Genomic DNA, 17,862 nt, shown 5'->3' on the forward strand with positions numbered 1-17,862 from the left:
GTCTCCTGGTGGTGGAGGTGGTGGTGGTGGGTCACCCGGCGTGGACGCCGCCGGGCTCAGCCGTGGAAGCGGTACAACCCCCGGGCGACCACCGCCGGCTTGACGCCGCCCTCGATCTCGATGCTCTGGTCGACGGTGAGCTGGTAGCCACCCCGGACCTCGACCACCTCGACGACGGTGGCCCGCATCCGCACCCGCGCCCCGACCACGACCGGCGCGGGGAAGCGCACCCGGTCGAGGCCGTAGTTCACCTTGGTGGTCACCCCCTTGACCTCCAGCAGCTCGGTCCAGAACGGCACCGCCAGGGACAGGGTGAGGAAGCCGTGCGCGACCGGTGCGCCGAACGGGCCGGCCTTGGCCCGTTCCGGGTCGACGTGGATCCACTGGTGGTCGTCGGTGGCGTCGGCGAACAGGTTCACCTGGTCCTGGGTGACCGTGCGGTAGCCGGTGTGCCCCAGGTCGGTGCCGGCGAGGTCGGCGAGCTGGTCGTAGGTGATGGTCGTGGTCATGGCGCTTCCTCTCGTCGTTCCCGGGCGAGGCCCAGCAGCCGGGCCGCGTTGTCCTTGAGGATGCCCGGGAGCACGTCCGGCTTGAGGTCGGTGGCCGCCACGTCACGCAGCCACCGCTCGGGGGTGAGCAGCGGGTAGTCGGTGCCGAAGAGCACCCGGCGGCTGAGCACCGAGTTGGCGTGGCGTACCAGCTCCGCCGGGAAGTACTTCGGGCTCCAGCCGGACAGGTCGATCCAGGTGTTGGGCTTGTGGGTGGCCACCGACAGCGCCTCGTCCTGCCAGGGCACCGACGGGTGGGCCATGACGATCTGCAGGTCGGGGAAGTCGGCGGCGACCGGGTCGAGCAGCATCGGGTTGGACAGGCCGAGCCGCAGCCCGTAGCCGCCCGGCAGGCCCGCGCCGATGCCGGTCTGCCCGGTGTGGAAGATCGCCGGGAGCCCGGCCCGCTCGATCAGGGCCCACAGCGGCGCGTACGCGTCGTCGCCGGGGTCGAAGCCCTGCACCGTGGGGTGGAACTTGAAGCCGCGTACCCCCTCCTGCTCGATCAGCCGGGCGGCGAGGTCGAGGGCCGGCCCGCCGGTGCGCGGGTCGACCGAACCGAAGGGGATCAGCACGTCGGCGTGCTCGGCGGCGGCGCGGGCGATGTCGACGCTGGACAGCGGCGGATGCCGCAGTTGGGTGCCCGCGTCCACGGTGAACACGACGGCGGCCATGCCGCGCTCGCGGTAGTAGCGCGCCACCGCGTCGACCGCCGGCCGGGGCCCGTCCGTGCGGAAGTACTTCGACACGGCCGCCACCAGCGGTGCGGGCAGCGAGGCGTGACCGTGGTCGTCGACCTCGATGTGCACGTGCATGTCGATCGCGGTGACGGCGTCGAGGTCGATCGCGGGCTGGTACATGGGCGGCAACCTCCGTCGGGCGGGTCCGGTCCGGCGGGCGGGCGGGCGGTCTCGTCGGTCAGGTGACGGTGGGCCGGGTCAGGGATTGGCCGGCTGGAACTGGACGGGCAGCTCGGGGAAGCGTTCGCCGACGCTCTGCGCGGCCCCGTCGAACGTGGTCGGCCAGGCCTCCACCAGCGCGTCGTAGGTCCAGCCGCCCTCGCGGTAGGCGGTCACCGCCGCCTCCGGGTGGGTCCAGATCTGGAGGCGGTCACCACCCACCCCGATCACCTGCCCGGTCACCTGGGCGGCCGCGTCGGACGCGAGGAACGCGACCAGACCGGCCACGTCGGCGGCCGTGCCGAAACCGAGGTCGTGCCGGAAGAACGCGGGCATCGGCTCACCGGCCGCCTCGGCCCGCACCGCAGCGGCGAAGTAGGGGACGGTGGCGGTCATCGCGGTGGCGGCGACCGGGACGACGGTGTTGGCGGTGATGCCGGCCCGCTTCAGCTCCAGCGCCCAGGTGCGGACCATGCCGACGATGCCCGCCTTGGCCGCCGCGTAGTTGGTCTGACCGAAGGTGCCGCGTTGACCGGTGGGTGACCCGATGCAGATGATCCGTCCGCCCGCGTCGGCCTGCCGCATGTGCCGCACCGCCTCGCGCACCGTGGTGAACGTGCCGCGCAGGTGCACGGTGACGACGGTGTCGAAGTCGTCGTCGGTCATCTTCCACAGCACGGTGTCGCGCAGCACGCCGGCGTTGGTGACGAGGATGTCCAGTCGGCCGAAGTGCGCGACCGCCGTGCTGACGAGTTCCTGCGCGGTCTCGGTCGGGCCGACGGGCGCGGTCACCGCGACGGCCCGCCCGCCCGACGCCTCGATCGCCGCCACCGCGTCGGCCGTGGCGCGCGCGTCGACGTCGTTGACCACGACGGAGGCCCCCCGCCGCGCCAGCTCCTGGGCGTAGGCCAGACCGAGGCCACGCCCGGACCCGGTGACGATGGCGACTTTGCCGTCCAGTGACATGGGCACTCCCTTTCGTCGATGCGATCTGAGCACGAACCGTTGAGAATGTCAATTATTCGGGAACCTTGCTACCATCGTCGCCATGTCCCCCGCCGAACGGACCCGGCCGACCGGACGCGACCGGCTGCGGGACAGCACGCTCGCCGGTGACCTGAGCTTCCTGCTGGCCCGCGCCAACGCGCGCGCGCTCGCGGCGGCCAACACCGCCCTCGCCGCACACGGACTGAAGGCCCGCTCCTACTCGGTGCTCGCCCTGGCCGCCGACGACGTCCGCCCGACCCAGCGGGAACTCGCCGAATTCCTGCACCTCGACCCCAGCCAGGTGGTCGCCCTGATCGACGGGCTGGAGCAGCGCCAACTGGTCGAGCGGCACGCCGACCCCGCCGACCGCCGGGCCAACGTCCTCACCGCCACCGACGCCGGACGGGCCCTGTTCGCCCGCGCCCAGGACGCCGTCCGCGCCGTGGGGCTCGACTCGCTGGCCAGCATGACGCCCCGCGACCACGAACGGCTGGCCCACCTGCTGCGACTGCTCGCCTTCCCCGACTGACGCCGGTCCGGCCGGTGGTCACCGGTGCGCGCCGCCCAGCGCCCGGGACAGCACCCGGCCCGCGGCCTGCACCAGCGGGGCCAGCGCCAGCGGGTCCGCCCGGGACCGGTCCACCACCAACGACAGCGCCGCCACCACCCCCTCCGGGGCGCGGATCGGCGCGGCCACCGACAGGGCGTCCATGGTCACCTGCCGGTCGCTGACCGCGTACCCGACCCGGCGCACCTCGGCCAGACAGCGGCGCAGCCGCCCCGGATCGGTGACGGTCAGCTCGGTGTACCGCTCCAACGGCGCGGCCAGCACCCGCTCCTGCACCCCGACCGGCGCGTAGGCGAGCAGGACCAGACCGACGCCGGTGGCGTGCAGGGCGAAGCGGCCACCCACCCGGGTGAGCACCGGCACCGCGTGCCGGCCGGCGATCCGCTCGATGAAGACGAGTTCGAGATCCTGCCGGACGGCGAGCTGCACGTTCTCGTGGGTCACCTCGTACAGGTCCTCCATCACCGGCAGGGCCACCTCCCGCAACCCCAGCCCCCGGGGCGCCAGCGAACCCACCTCCCACAACCGCAGGCCGATCCGGTACCGCCCGTCGACGCCGCGTTCCAACGCCCCCCAGGCGAGCAGCTCGGCCGCCCGGCGGTGCACGGTGGACAGTGGCAACCCGGTGCGCCGGGCCAGCTCGCTCAGCGTCAGGGCCGGGTTCGCCGGGGTGAACGCGTCCAGCAGCGCCAGCACCCTGCTGGTCACCGACCGTCCCGGTTGGCCGCGCATCCCACCATCCTCCCCGCCCGCGCCGGCCGGTCACAGCTCCAGGACGAGCCGGGGCGTACGGGCCCGGGAGACACAGATCATCATGGTGTCCCCGGCGGCCCGCTCCTGCGCGGTGAGCAGGCTGTCGCGGTGCTCCGGCACCCCGGCGAGCACCGGGGTCTCACAGGTGCCGCAGGTGCCCTCCCGACAGGACGACAGGACCGGCACCCCGGCCTCCTCCACCGCCCGCAGGATCGGCACCCCCGGGGGCACGCGTACCGTGCGCCCGGAGAGGGCGAGTTCGACCTCGATCGCCGTCTCCGGCCCGTCGGCGTCGCCCCGGGGGGTGAACCGCTCGACGTGCAGTCGGCCGGGCAGCCAGTCGGCGCAGTGTTCCTCCACTGCCCGGACCAGGGATTCCGGGCCGCAGCAGTAGACGAGGCCGTCGCCCGTTCGGCCCAGCAGCCCGGTCAGGTCGAGCAGCCCGGTCTCGTCCTGCGGACAGAGGCACACCCGGTCGCCGTACCGCTCCCGCAGGGTCGTGGCGAAGGCCATGGTGGCGCGGCTGCGTCCGCCGTACGCCAGCCGCCAGTCGGCACCGGCGGCGTCGGCCGCGTCGACCATCGGGCGGATCGGGGTGATCCCGATGCCACCGGCCACGAAGAGGTAGCGCCGCGCCGCGACCAGCGGGAAGGTGTTGCGGGGCCCGTGCACCCGGACGGTGCCGCCGACAGTGAGCCGGGCGTGCGCCAGCCGGGAGCCACCGCGACCGTCCGGCTCCCGCTGCACGGCGATCCGTAGGACGGACCGGTCGGCCGGATCACCGCAGAGGGAGTACTGCCGCACCAGTTCCGGGCCCAGCGCCAGGTCGACGTGCGCGCCCGGGGTCCACCGGGGCAGGTCACCACCGTCCGGGCGGGCCAGCCCGATCTCGACGACCTCCGCCGCCACCCGCTCCCGGGCCACCACCGTCAGTTCCACCCCGACCAGCCCGTCCCCGACCGACCCGTCCCCGACCGGCCCGTCCCTCGTCGGCCTGTCCCCGGTCATGCCGGCACCGCCAGCCGGGCGGGCGGGCCGGATGCCGGCACGGTCGTCGTCGCGTGGCCCCGCGGGTGGCCGAGCAGCCACTCCCACAAGGCCACCGGCTCGTCGGCGAGGCGCTCGGCGCCACAGTGGCAGGTCCCGCGCAGCACGTCGGTGCCCGGCACCCAGTGGACCCGGTAGACCCGCTGCCCGGCGGGTGCGGTCACCGGGGCGCTCCCACCGTCCCGGAGCCGACCAGCCGGGCCAGCAGCCGTCGGGCGGCCAGCCCACCGGTGTCGATGTTGATGCTCAGCTCCTGGTATCGCTCCGGTTCGGCTGCGATCACCCGCTCCAGGGTGTTCAGCGCCGCCACGTCCTGCATCACCACGGTGTGGTTGCTCTGGTGCAGGTACGCGCTGACCGACTCGTCGTCGACCGCGAAGTCGCGCGCCACCGCCCAGAAGTCGTACGTGGTGTGCGCGGTCGACGGGGTGATGGCGTAGACGATCTCGGCGTGGAAGGCGTCGCTGTCCTCCCCCCGCGCGGGCGGGTAGACGCCCTGCGGGGCGATCCGGCTGTGCAGCAGGTAGAGGCACGGCGGGTGGTACTCGATGTCCTGCCAGCGGGTGATCCGGCCCTGGATGCCGGTCGAGCGGGCGTAGAACGGCGGGCACTCGGCGTCGTCCATGTGCCGGCTGACGTGCACGACACCCCGTTCCTCGTCGACCTCGGTGGTGATCGGGGTGTCCGCCACCTCGGGGGTGCCGATGTAACCGCCGTGCAGGTAGGTCTCGTGGGACAGGTCCATCAGGTTGTCCACCAGCAGGCCGTACCGCGCGTCCAGCGGGGCCATGCCCCGGACCACCGCGTACCGGGGGTCGGCCAGCCAGGGCGCGCGGGGGATGGTGGCCGGGTCGGCCCGCTCCCGGTCCCCGATCCACACCCAGACGAAGGAGTCCTGTTCCACCACCGGGTAGGCCGCGACCCGCGCGGTACGCGGAATCCGCTGCTGACCGGGTACGAAGACGCAACTGCCGGTGGGGTCGTAGGTGAAGCCGTGGTAGCCGCAGACGATCGTGTCGCCGTCGAGGCGGCTCTGCGACAAGGGGAAGCGCCGGTGCACACACCGGTCGGCGAGCGCCACGGCCTCCCCGGCACCGGTGCGGTACAGCACCAGCGGTTCACCGAGCACCGTACGGGCGAGCAGGTCCCGGCCGACCTCCCCGCCGTGGGCCGCCACGTACCACTGGTCCCGGGCGAACTCCATCCGAACGACCTCCCGCCGGGCGAACATCGATGGAGTCGAATCATTCCGTCCCGGGGTCCGGCGTGGACCAGGGCTTGCACTCAGTGGAATGCGGAGTGTCGGGGACCCGCCGGAGGCGGTGCCGGCCGGGCACGTCGGCTCCCCGGCCCACGGCGGTGGACCGGGCGATGGACCGGGGCAGTGAGCCAGGGGCAGTGGGCCAGGGGCGGTGGGTCGGGACGGTGGGCCAGGGGCGGTGGGTCGGGGGCGTAACGGCTCGCCGTCCGGCAGGATGGTGGGGTGAGCACGAAGGGCTATGCGTTCGACAATGCGAGTGACCAGGCCGGCGCCCACCACGACGCGCTGGCGGACCTGCTGGACGGACCGACCCGGGCCGCGCTCGGGCAGTGGGGTGACCTGACCGGCCGGCGGTGCCTGGAGGTGGCCGCCGGTGCCGGCAGCGTCGCGCTGTGGCTGGCCGAACGGGCGGCCGAGGTGGTCGCCACGGACGTCGCCCCGCAGCACGTCCCGCCGCACCCCCGGCTCGTCGTCCACCGCCAGGACGTCGTCACCGACCAGCCGCCGGGCACCTTCGACCTGGTGCACGCCCGGCTGCTCCTCGGTCACCTGCCCCGGCGCGAGGAGGCCCTGCGGCGGATGGTGGCCGCCCTGGCACCCGGCGGTGTACTGCTCATCGGTGAGTTCGCGCTCCCGCCCGGCGACTTCGTCTCGTCCGCGCCGGACGACGCGACCGCCGATCTGCTGACCCGCTACCTGGCGGCCCACACGGCGGCTCTCGTCGGCAGCGGTCTCGACCTCGCCTGGGCACAGCGGGCCCCGGCGGCCTTCGCAGCGGCCGGCCTGGTCGAGGTCGACTCCCGGACCACGACGGGCCGGTGGCGCGGCGGCGGTCCGGGTTGCCGGCTGCTGCGGGCCGGCATCCCGCAACTGCGCGGCAGCCTGCTGGCCCACGGGTTGACCGACGCCGACCTCACGGCGACGATCGAGGCGTTCGCCGACCCCCGGGTGGTCGTCGAGGGCTTCCACTTCGTCCAGATCAGCGGTCGTGTTCCCCGGCTGCCCGGCCCGGCCTGACGACGGCGTCCCAGCCCGAGGTAGGCGGGGTGGTCCCGCGCGCCGACCCACCCCCGACGGCTGATCCGCCGCTCAGGTCGGGCTGCGGACGAAGGTCTGTTCGGTGTGCGAGCCGGCGTCGTCGGCCGTTGTGATCACCAACTGGTCGGCGGTGCAGCGGTACGAGCCGCCGAAGTCCTCCGCCGGGCCGGTCAGGGGCAGCTCACGGTCGTCGACCCGGAGCACCCGGTCGCTGGCGGCGACCTGGTCACGCTGGGCGTACCGGCCGTTCCCGGCCGACCAGCGGTAGGTGACCGTGCCCCGCTGCACACTGCGCACGGTGTGCCCGTTGAGCGTGCCCTCGGCGACGAACAGGTCGTACAGGTCGGTCGCGGTGCCGTCCGCCCGGTAGGCGGTGGCGTGGCCGCCGGCCGGCCCGCTGGACAGGTCCAGGGCACCGTCGGTGTGCAGGCCGGTCAGCACGCCCAGTGGCGAGTCGGGGGCCACCGGCTCGTGGAACCGACCCGCCACGAGCCGCCAGACCCCGACCAGGCAGGGGTCCCGGCCACGGTCACCGACCGGCGTCGGGCGGTGCGGGGTGACCGCGACCGCCCCGGCGGCCACCAGCAGCACGGGCACCACCACCGCCGGCCACCACCGACGCCGGCCGAGCACCGCGAGCGCGGCCGGCACGGCCGTCCCCACGGCGGCGGCGAGCACCGCCGCCACCGGCGCGACGAGCAGGGCGTGGGTGAGGGCGCGGACGACCACCGTCGGATCGACGGCAGGGGCACACCCGGGGGCACCGGCCACACAGGACACCAGCACGTCGGCGACCACCACCGCGGGCGTCATCAGCGCCCCCGCGGTGAGGGCGGCGAGCAGCGCGTGCGACAGCGACAGGCGTCGGGTGGCGACCGCCGCCACGGCCACGCCCACCTCGACGAACGTGACCGGCAACAGGGTGTGGCTGGTCACCAGGGTCGCCGCGGTCGCCGTCGCCAGGCCGGGGTCACGCACCGCGGCTCCGACGCCGAGGGGCACCAGCGGCAGCACCAGCGCCCCGGCCACCCCGACGGCCACCCCCGTCCGCAGCGCCCGCCGCGTCGCACCCCGGCCGGCCAGGACCGGGAACAACGCCGCGAGCAACGGCAGCGCGATCAGGTACGGGGCCGAGGCGGCGGTGATCCGCACGTAGAAGCCGATCATGTCCAGCAGGGTCAGCGGGGTCGCCGCCCCGGTGCCCTCACGGGCGGCGACCAGGTGCAGCATGCTCCACCCGTCGTCGGTGGACCAGGCGTCGAGCACCAGCAACGTCGCCACGTACCCGGCGGTGAGCACCGACGTGGCCACGGCCGCGCCGGCCCACGCCCACCGGATCCGGGTGACCGCCGCCGCCGCGAGGTGCCGCAGGTGGGCCCGGGCGCCGTCGGCCACCCACCGGCCGAGCAGCGCGCCACCGGCGATCCACGGCCCGGCCAGCAGCACCTCGATCCACCAGGCCCGCAGGTCGGTCGCGTACGCCACCCGCCAGGCCAGGCGGCGGCCGACGAGCAGGCCGCAGGCCAGTGCCGCGCCGAACGCCGCGCCGGAGGCCACCGGACGGCCGGTGTGCCGTGCCCACCAGGCCGCCCGCCACAGCGCCCCGGTGGCCACCAGGGCCAGCGGCACGCCGAGCAGGATGCCGGTGACGAAGGCGCTGTCGGTGACCGGGTCCGCGCCCGGCAGCACCCGGGGCAGGCTGGTCGCCAGGTCCCGCACCGACGGGGCGGCGATCCCGGCGGCCAGGCCCGCGCCGAGCGCCTCGACCGGGCGGGCGGCGAACCGGCGGCCGGGACGGTCCAGCGCGTCGGCGCGGGCCCGGGCCAGGGGGTGGAACCGGAACAACGCACCGAGGCGGGCCCACCGCCCCACCTGCCGGTGGTCGGCGGCGAGCAGCGCCCGGACGGCGTCGGCGTCGGCGGCGGGGAGCCGGGCGTCGGCGGTGAACTCCCGGGCCCGCAGCACCGACCACGCCGACACCTGCACGACCAGTGCGAACGCGGCCAGCCGCCAGGAGTCGGCGAGCAGCTGCCGGCCGGCGTCGGCACGCAGGTAGGTGACGGTGACGGGCACGAGCACCCCGAGCGGGAACGCCCAGGCCTGGGCGATGGTCAGCCGGGTGAGGTGGATGTCGCTGTTGCGGACGTGGGCCAGCTCGTGCAGCACGACCGCGCGGAACACCCGGGGGGCCACCCGGTGGGCGTGCACCAGGCCGAGGTCCAACCGGACGTACCGCAGGGGCCCGGCGCCGAAGGTGTTGCCGCTGATCCGCGCGGACCGGGACACCACGAACGTCGGCGACCGGCGTAGCCCCGCCACCCCGACCAGTTCGGCCAGGTCGGCCCGCAGCGCCTGGGTGCCGGGGACCCGGTCGAGGCGGCGCAGGCCCCGCAGTCGGCACTCGCACCAGGGCGCGACGAGGTAGGCCAGCATGGTCACCGCCAGCAGCACCGCGAGCCCGGCGAGCAGCTGCCCGGCCACGTCCGGTCCGAGGCCGGCGGTGCAGCGCCGGATGGCAGCCAGGCCCGTCTCGTCGACCGTGCCGGCCCGGGCGTCGATCGGGAACGGTCGGGTCCGCAGCACGTCCGCCAGGCACTCGGCGCGCACCCTGGTCGCGTCGCCGTCGACGAGGACCGTCGACCATCCGAACATGCTCGTGCCCACGACGGCGGTGACCGCGGCGACGAACCGGCCGAGGGTCGCCGAAGGCAGTGGCGGAGTCGCCGAGGGCGGCGGCGGTGTCGTCGCGCCGGCCGGGCCGGCGGGGCCGCGCCCGCCCTCAGCGACCGTCGACATCATCCTCGGCAGTGTCGGGCCCGGCGACACCGAAGCGCTGGGCGAACGCGTCGCGTACGGCGTCACGCAACACCGCGACCTGGTCCTCGGTGAGCGTCCAACGGGGATCGCGGGCGGCGGCGGTGACCGCCTCCTCGATCCGCAGCAGCTGACCCGGCCGCAGCCGCACCTCGGGCGGCGGTGGGTCGACGGCCCGCCGGCCCCGGGTGCGCCACCGCCGGCCGAGCCCGCGCAGGCCACCGCGGACCGCCTCGGTGGCCTGGTCGCGCACGCCGTCGCGCAGCGCCTCCACCGCCACCCCGGTGAGCACCAGCAGGTACGGCAGGAGCGGTTCGACCACCGCCTCGAAACCGCCGCCGCCCGCCTCGCCACCACCCACCCGGGTCAGCGCGCCCGGATCGCGTCGCCAGTGGCCGGGGCGGCGGTGGTAGTCGGGGGCGAGCAGGCCCAGCAGCGGTTCCTCGTCGGGGGCGACCGCCCGGACGGCCAGCCGGACCAGGTCGTCGAAGGTCGCGTCCCGGCCGGCCGACATCGACGTGCCATGGGTCATCGGGCCTGCCTCGGACGGGGTCGACGGGTCTGCGCGGCCACCGTACGCCGGTCGACGCCCACGCGCGGTCGGCAACCGGACAGTCCCCGGGACGCCGGTCGGGGGGTGCCGACGGTCAGGCCCGACCGGCGGCGACCCGGCGGGCGGAGCGGGGTGCGGGCCGGGTGGGCCGGCCCACCCGGGCGACGTGCAGCAGACGCTGCGGCGCGACGTCGAGCAGCGCACCGAGCGCCGTCCGGGTGGTGGGGACGTCGATGAGCTGGCTCAGCGGGTGTGCCGCCAGCCCCGCCGTGTGCAGGGTCAGCCAGGTGCGCAGCAGCACCCGGCCGAACTCGACCTGGCCGGGCTCGTCGAGGTGGTCCGGGGCGACCAGGACGAGCACGGTGCCGCCCTGGGCGAGCGGGTCGCCCGCGGCGGCGGCGAGCAGCCTCGGCAGGCCCAGCGGGCGCAGCACCGGGTACCCGGCCAGTGCCGCGCGCAGCCCGGTGGCGGCGGGCCGCGACAGGGCGAGGCAGCGGTCGGTGAGCCCGTCGGCGTGGTAGCCCGGGTGGGTGGGGTCCAGCCGCAGCCAGCGGCGCAGTTCGGCGACGACCGCCGGGTCCGCGTAGAGCCGACGGTCGGCGGCGCGCAGCAGGGCACCGAGCCGCCCGGCCTGCGGCACGGTCCGTACGCTGCCGCCGGCCGGCCGGGCGACCGCGTCCACCGCCGTGAGGGTGTCCCCGTCCACCCCGGCGGCGAGGTGACCCCGGTCGGTCCGGCGTTCCCACACGTCGGTGGTGCGGAACGGGGTCGGGTAGCGGTCCGGGGCGGGGCGCAGCAGTCCCACCCACCTGTGGTGTTCGTCGTGGTCGGCGAGATAGTCCAGCCGCAGGCCGGCGTCGGCCGCGACGATCAGGCACGTCTCGACGAACGCGCCGAGGGACAGCCGCAGGTCCCGGCCGGTGGGGTCGCCGGCGGGCAGGGTGTGGGCGGGGTCCCAGCCGATCCGGATCGCGTCGGGTTCGTAGCGCAGTCGCCACGGTTGGGTGTTGTGCGCGCTCGGGGCCCGCCAGCACCACCGTTCGAGCCGCCGGAACGCGTCGTGGTCCACCTACCGCTCCTTGGCGTAGAAGGTGTAGCCGTGCAGCGGGCGACCGCCGAGGCGGCGGTACTGGGCGGCCGAGGCGGTGTTGTCCCGCTCGACGTAGGTGCTGCGCAGCGTGGTGTAGCCGCCGGTGTACAGGTTGCGGTGCAGGTGGGTGGAGAGCAGCCGCTGGTAGCCGCGCCCCTGGTGCTGCGGAAGGACCCCCTTGACGACCAGCACCGCCTCCCGACGGTAGCGGCGGCGGGCGGCCAGCAACCGGGCCTGGTTGACCAGGTGCAGGTCGCCCCGGACGGCGATCAGGAACTCTGAGATGTCGGGTACGCAGAGCACGAACGCCACCGGTTCGCCGTCGCGGGTCAGGTAGAGCAGCAGCGACTCGTCCAGCAGGTACGCCAGCCCGTCGGTCTGCCGCCGTAGCTGCGCGGCGGAGATCGGCGTGTAGTAGCCGAGCTGGGCGAAGGAGGCGTTGAGCATCCCGCGCAGCAGGTCGAGCTGGTCGTCGAGGTGGCGTACGTCGCCCCGGTGCAGCACGATGCGGGTGCCGTCCGGGTCGACGTGCACCGGCGGGAGGGGCTCCGGTGGGGCCGGTACGGGGCAGATCCAGGTGTCGGCCTCGAAACGGCGGCGGAACCCGTACGCCTCGTAGGCGGTCGGGTACCACGGCGGGTTCCAGGCGCTGTCGACGAAGCCGCGCTCGGCGTGCCCGGAGGTGATCACCCCGCCGGCCTGGTTGGGCAGCAGCGCCACCGGGCCGAACAGCAGGTCCCGGTCGGTGTCGGCGTGGGCGGTGATCGCGTCGAACAGTGGTCTCCCGGCCCGCTCGGTGAACTCGGTGAGCCCGAACAGCTGGCACCGTCGGCCGAGTTTGGCGTCGAAGTCCGCGTCGGTGTGCAGGGTGGTGCGGCCGACGATCGTGCCGGCGGCGTCGCGCAGCAGGTACAGCGGCACGCCGTCGCGCCACCAGCGGCGGATCTGCTGGCGGGGGGTGGGCACGTGGCGGGGTTCACCGGCGTAGAGCCGGTCGCCGAAGGCGAGGAACTGCCGCAGGCCGCGCCGGTCGGTGACCCGGGTGAACCGGTGCCGGGCGGGGCTCATCGGCGGACCGCCGGCCCGGTCGTCTCCGCGCCCAGCGGGGTGAAGGTGTCGATGTGCCCCATCTGGGGGCCCTCGGCCCGCCAGGTGCCGTTGGAGTAGCCGTCGGGGCTGGCGGTGTAGAGCCGGATGAAGCCGGCGGTGGCGTTGCGGGTGCCGTCGGTCAGCCAGACCATCAGCCGGCGGTGGTGCCGGGTGCGGGCGAAGCGCAGCATCGCGTCGCGGTCGGTGAAGAACGCGATGGTGCCGAGGGTCAGCGGGAACTGCCAGTAGACGGTGTGCCAGCAGTAGCCGTTCATCCGGCGCATGTCGCGCAGCATCCGGAACCAGGACGGGGCGAGCCGCAGCAGCACCAGCGGGTTGGCGTAGCGGGTGCCGCCGATGAACATGGCGCCGGCACGGGCCTGCGCGGGGGCTCGGGAGAAGTCACGGGTACGCATGGTCACCTCACCAGGTAGCTGTTCTTGATCTTCTGTTGGCCGGCGAACGGGCCAGTGCCGGGTTCGTGCAGCTCGACCCGCAGGTCCCCGGCGGTGGCGTCCTCCACCAGGGACTGGGCGAAGTCGCGGGAGACCGAGGTCAGGTGCCGGCGTACGCCGAGGCGGCACGCGTCGACGAGCGCGGCGCGTTGCGGGTCGGCCAGCGGTCGGCGCAGTTCGAGGTGGATGACCGGCCGGGTCTCCAGCGTCGCGTCCTCGACCAGGGCGAGACAGAACCGGCTGATCTCGGGGGCGTACGGGTTGCCGACGTAGAGGCCGTACTCGACGTCCTGCGGGTAGAGGTTCGCGCCGAGGTAGGAGATGGTGGAGTCGCTGCGGCCGAAGAGCAGCAGCAGCGGCAGGGTCATCCGCTCGGCGCAGACCGCGGTGCGCAGCTCGGCCCGGCGTACCGGGTCGGCGCAGACCAGCTCGACGACCCGCCGGTACGACACGAGCAGCGCCTCGTCCCCGACGTTGTACCGCAGCCGGGGTTGGAGCACGTCGCCGCCGGTGACGGTGCAGACCAGTTCCCGTCGCTCGTTGGTCTCCAGGTAGGTGGCGAACGGGTTGTACTGGAACACCATCGGCAGCCGTTGCTCGTCGGTGCCGAGCAGGGCGTCGCGCAGCCCCCGGTCGGTCTGCAACCGCCTGCGCAGCCACACGGTGAACCGGGTCTCCGCGCCGATGCCGATGCTCAGGTCCGACGCCCCGTACGCGGACCGGACGAGGGTGAAGCGTTGCTCCAGGTAGTCGCGCAGCGCCTCGGTCATCCCCTCGCCGCCGCAGCTGGCCGCGACCCGGTAGCGCGGCCAGGGGAAGTCCTCGGCGTCGAGCCGGTCCCGCAGGTGCTTGAGGAACGGCGGGTAGGCGGTCACCAGGTAGTCGAAGTCGGGGCCGAACTCCCGCAGGGTGTCGATGATCTTGCCGAGGTCGGGGCCGGTGTTCTTCACCACCGCGATCCGGGCCATCGCCGCGCCGGTGGTCGTCCCGGTCGCCCAGGCTCCCATCGAGTAGGCGTTGATGACGAACGGTCGGCGCATCGGGAAGACCAGTCCGGTGTAGCCGGCGATGTCGCGGTGCACGGCGCGCAGTTCCCGGTCGCTGCGGGGCCAGTTGAACGGCTGCCCGGCCGAGCCGGCCGACTCGTCGACCACCACCCCCCGGGTGGGCAGCCGCCCGTGTCGGCAGCGCGCGGCGGCGTGGTGGGCGACGACGTAGCTGGCCTTGTCGGTTTCCGGGAAGTCGACGAGCCGGCGGCGCACGCCCGCCGGGCGGGCTTGCAGGAAGGCCCGGTAGGCGGGGACCTGCCGGGCGGCCCGCGCGCACACCGCCCGGGCGTGCGCGGCGGCCAGCCCGTCCAGCGCCGGGTGGTGCCGGCGCGCGACCCAGCGCCAGCCGGCGGGGTGTCGGGCGGCGAGCCGGGCCAGCACGGCCACCGCGCGGCCGAGGGCCCCCAGGCCGACCTGCCGGCCGTGCGCCACCACGGCCGGCAACGGCGATTCGACGGTACGCAGGACGACGGGTCGGTGCGGTAGCTCGGCCATGCCGACCACTCTGTCCGGGTCGCCGCGTCGGGTCTTGAGGCCGGATGCGGTAGGTACCTGAGTATTCCTACTCGGTCGACCGCCCCGACCGTCCGGGCGTGCCCCCGGTGGGTTCCCGGCACGACACCCGCCGACCGGGCGATGCGGTCCCGGTCGGCGGTCGTGCTCAGGTGGCGGGTCGGCCGAACCAACGGGTCAGGTGACCGTCCAGGTCCTGTCGGTCGTCGCCGGCCCATGCGACGTGGCCGTCCGGGCGCAGCAGGACGCACGGGACGTCCAGGTCCACCGTGGGGTCGTTGAGGTGGTCGACCCGGTCGACCCGGTCGGTCCAGCCGGCGACGCCGAGCCGGCCGGTGCGGTCCAGCAGCAGGCCCCGGCCGTGGCGCAGCCGGTCGTAGCGGCGACCCTGACGCAGGTCGAGGTCACGCAGCCGCCGGCCGAGCAGGCGGGCCCGACCGCTGCGGTGGGCGGGGTGGTGGCGAGCGGCGACTGGTGCACGGGAAGCGCCTTCCGGGAGAGCCTGATGGGTGGGGCGCTCCCGGGCGACGGTTACGTCGGTCGCCCGACCGCGACGGGCAGGGGGAGCACCCACGTGGGTACGGCGTTCATGGGTCTCACCTCCTCGGGCTGCGTCACGGGCAGCGGCAACCTATCCACCGGCCGGCGGCCTGTCCAGCGCCTTTTCGGCCGTCCGGCCCCGAATTTCGAATGTTTCGGCGTCCGTCCGCCGGACGGCGGACGTAACCGGGTGTCTTCCGGCCGGCCACTCCGCGTCCCGGCGCGTCCACCTGCGCGAATCCGACTTCCGCCAGGTCAGCCCACCCGGCAAGGTTTCCGGAACATTTCCGAAAGTTGTTGACAGTATGGTAGACCGCTATCGATACTGACCCTTCGATGGGCATACACATGCATCAATTATTGACGTCATGTAACGAGGAGGGTCCGTGGGCAGCAGCCTGAGGCGACGCAGGATAGTGAGCAGAACGGCCTTGCCGGCGGCGGTGATGTTGCTGGTCGGCGGCGCGGTGGCGGTCCAGTCCGGCACCCCGGCCGTCGCCGCCGAGACCACGCTGCGGGCCGCGGCGGCCAAGGCCGGGCTGTTCTTCGGCACCGCGTCCTCACCGAACCGGCTATACCCGATCCTCAGTCAGGAATTCGGCCAGCTGACCCCCGAGAACGACATGAAGCCCGACCGGATCGCCACGTCGAGCGGTGGGCTGCAGAACACCAGCGGCGCGGACCAGCTGGTCAACCATGCGCAGAGCAACGGCATGGTGGTCCGGGGGCACACGCTGGTGTGGCACTCGCAGGCCGGCGCGCTGCAGGGGGCCAGCCAGAGCACGCTGAACACCTTCATCGGCAACGCCATCAACCGCTGGGGCAGCAAGATCGCCTACTGGGACGTGGTCAACGAGTCGCTGGAGGACAACAACACCGGTCGCCGCCGCAACCAGTGGCCGCACACCATGAACCGGGACGCCAACGGTGACGGCGACTTCTTCGACGCCGGCGACACCGACGTCATCCGGGACTCGTTCATCCGGGCCAAGCAGGTCGTGCAGGCCGGTGGCTACTCCACCAAGCTCTGCATCAACGACTACGACGTCGAGGGGCTGACCGTCAAGGGCGGTGGCCCGAACCGCAAGGCCAACGCGCTGTACGACATCGTCCGCACCTACCGGCAGTACATCGACTGCGTCGGGTTCCAGTCGCACTTCAACGACAACCCGAACAGCATCATCAGCAACGACCTGCAGGCCAACATCCAGCGCTTCGCCGACCTCGGCGTCGAGGTGCACCTGTCCGAGGTCGACATCGACGACGACCTGAGCAACAACGACATCGGCGCCGGCCAGGCGGACAACTACCGCAAGGTCGTCCGGGCCTGCCTGAACGTCGCGAAGTGCACCGGCATCACCGTCTGGGGCATCTCCGACAGCGAGTCGTGGCGTTCCTCCGAGCGGGGCCTGCTGTTCACCGGCGGCAACGGCAACTACCAGAAGAAGGCGGCGTACTACGCCGTCCTCGACGAACTGAACAAGGGCCGGACCACCACCCCGCCGACCACCACGCCGCCGCCGACCACCCCGCCCCCCACCACGCCGCCGCCGACGACGCCGCCGCCCACCACCCCGCCGCCCACCACCCCGCCGCCGACGACTCCCCCGCCGACCACGCCGCCGCCGACGAACGGCTGCACGGCCACGGTGTCGTTGAACTCCTGGACCGGCGGCTTCGTCGCCACCGTCCGGGTCACCGCCGGCAGCGCGCCGATCCAGGGCTGGAACGTCCAGCTCACCCTGCCGTCGGGCGCCGCGATCACCAACGTGTGGAGCGCCGAGCGCACCGGCACCAGCGGCAGCGTCCAGTTCAGCAACGTCAACTACAACGGCTCGGTCGCCGCCGGCCAGTACACGGAGTTCGGTTTCCAGGGCACCGGGTCCGCCACCGGCCTGACCCCGGTCTGCACCGCCTCCTGAACACCACCTGTCCTGGACGGGCGCGGGCCGCCCGTCCAGGACAGGTCAGGGACCGCCACCGGCCCTGACGCGACGGTGGCAGCAGTCCTGACGGCGCGAGGACGATCCGGCGGATGACCGCCGCGTCCTCGCGCCGAGGCGTCTCCCCCGACGACCAGCGGTACGCCGCGGGTCGGTGCGCTCCCGGTGCTGGGTGAACGGCCGACAGTGGCTCCAAGGCACCGCTGCCGCCGTCGACGCCGTGCCCGTGCAGCGCCCTGACGGACTGACGATCGCCCGGTGGTTCTCGCTCTGGCGGGCCTGATCACGCTGCTCCTGCCAGAGGCGAAGCAGGATGGCGACGTCGTCCGCAGACACCGACGGCACCCCCGGTGGCGGTGCTTCTGTGGTGGCAGAGGTCGGATTCACCCGATCTTCCCGCGCCACCGCCCGCACGTGTTCCCATCTCGGCAACCACTCCATCGGATCACCGCCACACGCTTCCACGAACGCCCGGACGGTGTCCCAGCTGGGGAGATGATCACCGCCGGCCGCTTCAGCCAACGCGGTACGCGACCGGCCCGTCCGCCGTGCCATCAACAGGTACTTCGGTGATCCTGCCTTCTCCCGTAGGAGTCGCAAATCCTGTGCGAACCCAACGATCGGGCCTCCGTCGGCGGGAAGTGGCCGCTCAGGCCGAGCCATATATCAACGGAGAGTAGGTGGCCATACGCGAAGTATGGTCGTGGCCGCCGAC

At 73.9% G+C, this 17,862-nt stretch carries 17 protein-coding genes and 1 pseudogene; 3 read left to right on the top strand and 15 right to left on the bottom strand.

From position 1 onward, the window contains the following. Positions 1-56 precede the first annotated feature (56 nt). The 3 genes from AB0K25_RS28055 to AB0K25_RS28065 form a co-directional block, all read right to left on the bottom strand. Complete coding sequence (locus tag AB0K25_RS28055) at positions 57-509, bottom strand: MaoC family dehydratase (protein WP_219460685.1); 453 nt, start codon at positions 507-509, stop codon at positions 57-59. After that, positions 506-1,408, bottom strand: a complete 903-nt coding sequence (locus AB0K25_RS28060) for an amidohydrolase family protein (RefSeq protein ID WP_219460682.1) — start codon at positions 1,406-1,408, stop codon at positions 506-508. The genes AB0K25_RS28055 and AB0K25_RS28060 overlap by 4 nt, the downstream gene beginning before the upstream one ends. Before the next feature lie 78 nt (positions 1,409-1,486). Next, a complete protein-coding gene (locus tag AB0K25_RS28065) occupies positions 1,487-2,413 on the bottom strand; it encodes an SDR family NAD(P)-dependent oxidoreductase (protein ID WP_219460679.1) in 927 nt (308 codons plus the stop codon). 82 nt (positions 2,414-2,495) lie between these two features. On the opposite strand from AB0K25_RS28065, the gene AB0K25_RS28070 reads away from it, so the two are divergent. Beyond that, a complete protein-coding gene (locus tag AB0K25_RS28070; RefSeq protein WP_208570586.1) occupies positions 2,496-2,963 on the top strand; it encodes a MarR family transcriptional regulator in 468 nt (155 codons plus the stop codon). Between the two features lie 18 nt (positions 2,964-2,981). Here the strand turns inward: AB0K25_RS28070 and AB0K25_RS28075 are convergent, their stop codons facing one another. The 4 genes from AB0K25_RS28075 to AB0K25_RS28090 are packed head-to-tail and all read right to left on the bottom strand — an operon-like array spanning position 2,982 to position 6,006. Beyond that, positions 2,982-3,710: an IclR family transcriptional regulator gene (locus tag AB0K25_RS28075; RefSeq protein ID WP_308290685.1), complete on the bottom strand. Its 729-nt coding sequence runs from the start codon at positions 3,708-3,710 to the stop codon at positions 2,982-2,984. A gap of 54 nt (positions 3,711-3,764) precedes the next feature. Then, positions 3,765-4,763, bottom strand: a complete 999-nt coding sequence (locus tag AB0K25_RS28080; protein ID WP_363823605.1) for a PDR/VanB family oxidoreductase — start codon at positions 4,761-4,763, stop codon at positions 3,765-3,767. After that, positions 4,760-4,966, bottom strand: a complete 207-nt coding sequence (locus tag AB0K25_RS28085; protein WP_219460673.1) for a hypothetical protein — start codon at positions 4,964-4,966, stop codon at positions 4,760-4,762. The genes AB0K25_RS28080 and AB0K25_RS28085 overlap by 4 nt, the downstream gene beginning before the upstream one ends. Next, positions 4,963-6,006 (bottom strand): aromatic ring-hydroxylating dioxygenase subunit alpha, encoded by a 1,044-nt coding sequence (locus tag AB0K25_RS28090; protein ID WP_363823608.1) that lies wholly within the window; start codon positions 6,004-6,006, stop codon positions 4,963-4,965. Before AB0K25_RS28090 ends, AB0K25_RS28085 begins: the two co-directional genes overlap by 4 nt. A gap of 279 nt (positions 6,007-6,285) precedes the next feature. Between AB0K25_RS28090 and AB0K25_RS28095 the strand changes: the two genes are divergently transcribed. Further along, positions 6,286-7,080 (top strand): class I SAM-dependent methyltransferase, encoded by a 795-nt coding sequence (locus AB0K25_RS28095; protein WP_219460664.1) that lies wholly within the window; start codon positions 6,286-6,288, stop codon positions 7,078-7,080. Positions 7,081-7,152: 72 nt separating this feature from the next. On the opposite strand, the gene AB0K25_RS28100 is transcribed toward AB0K25_RS28095, so the two are convergent. From AB0K25_RS28100 to AB0K25_RS28130, 7 genes and pseudogenes are all read right to left on the bottom strand, one after another. Beyond that, positions 7,153-9,900 (bottom strand): M48 family metalloprotease, encoded by a 2,748-nt coding sequence (locus AB0K25_RS28100; RefSeq protein WP_363823610.1) that lies wholly within the window; start codon positions 9,898-9,900, stop codon positions 7,153-7,155. Continuing rightward, positions 9,881-10,447 (bottom strand): hypothetical protein, encoded by a 567-nt coding sequence (locus AB0K25_RS28105; RefSeq protein ID WP_219460656.1) that lies wholly within the window; start codon positions 10,445-10,447, stop codon positions 9,881-9,883. Before AB0K25_RS28105 ends, AB0K25_RS28100 begins: the two co-directional genes overlap by 20 nt. Positions 10,448-10,562: 115 nt before the next feature. Then, positions 10,563-11,537 (bottom strand): nitroreductase, encoded by a 975-nt coding sequence (locus AB0K25_RS28110; RefSeq protein ID WP_363823612.1) that lies wholly within the window; start codon positions 11,535-11,537, stop codon positions 10,563-10,565. Beyond that, positions 11,538-12,626 carry a GNAT family N-acetyltransferase gene (locus AB0K25_RS28115; RefSeq protein WP_363823615.1) on the bottom strand — a complete coding sequence of 363 codons (1,089 nt, stop codon included), beginning with the start codon at positions 12,624-12,626 and terminating at the stop codon, positions 11,538-11,540. Then, positions 12,623-13,063, bottom strand: coding sequence for a DUF4188 domain-containing protein (locus AB0K25_RS28120; RefSeq protein ID WP_363823617.1), 441 nt, complete (start codon positions 13,061-13,063; stop codon positions 12,623-12,625). The genes AB0K25_RS28115 and AB0K25_RS28120 overlap by 4 nt, the downstream gene beginning before the upstream one ends. 2 nt (positions 13,064-13,065) lie before the next feature. Then, positions 13,066-14,646, bottom strand: coding sequence for a phenylacetate--CoA ligase family protein (locus AB0K25_RS28125; protein WP_363823620.1), 1,581 nt, complete (start codon positions 14,644-14,646; stop codon positions 13,066-13,068). A 166-nt stretch (positions 14,647-14,812) separates the two neighbouring features. Next, positions 14,813-15,091: pseudogene (locus AB0K25_RS28130) on the bottom strand (monooxygenase); the annotation flags it as partial. A gap of 559 nt (positions 15,092-15,650) precedes the next feature. Between AB0K25_RS28130 and AB0K25_RS28135 the strand changes: the two are divergent. After that, positions 15,651-17,126 carry an endo-1,4-beta-xylanase gene (locus tag AB0K25_RS28135; RefSeq protein ID WP_208570614.1) on the top strand — a complete coding sequence of 492 codons (1,476 nt, stop codon included), beginning with the start codon at positions 15,651-15,653 and terminating at the stop codon, positions 17,124-17,126. Positions 17,127-17,171: 45 nt separating this feature from the next. Here AB0K25_RS28135 and AB0K25_RS28140 read toward each other — a convergent pair whose 3' ends face one another. After that, positions 17,172-17,810, bottom strand: coding sequence for a helix-turn-helix domain-containing protein (locus tag AB0K25_RS28140; protein WP_363823622.1), 639 nt, complete (start codon positions 17,808-17,810; stop codon positions 17,172-17,174). Positions 17,811-17,862 lie beyond the last annotated feature (52 nt).

The sequence above is a fragment of the Micromonospora sp. NPDC049257 genome (assembly GCF_040678915.1).
GTDB lineage: Bacteria > Actinomycetota > Actinomycetes > Mycobacteriales > Micromonosporaceae > Micromonospora > Micromonospora antibiotica.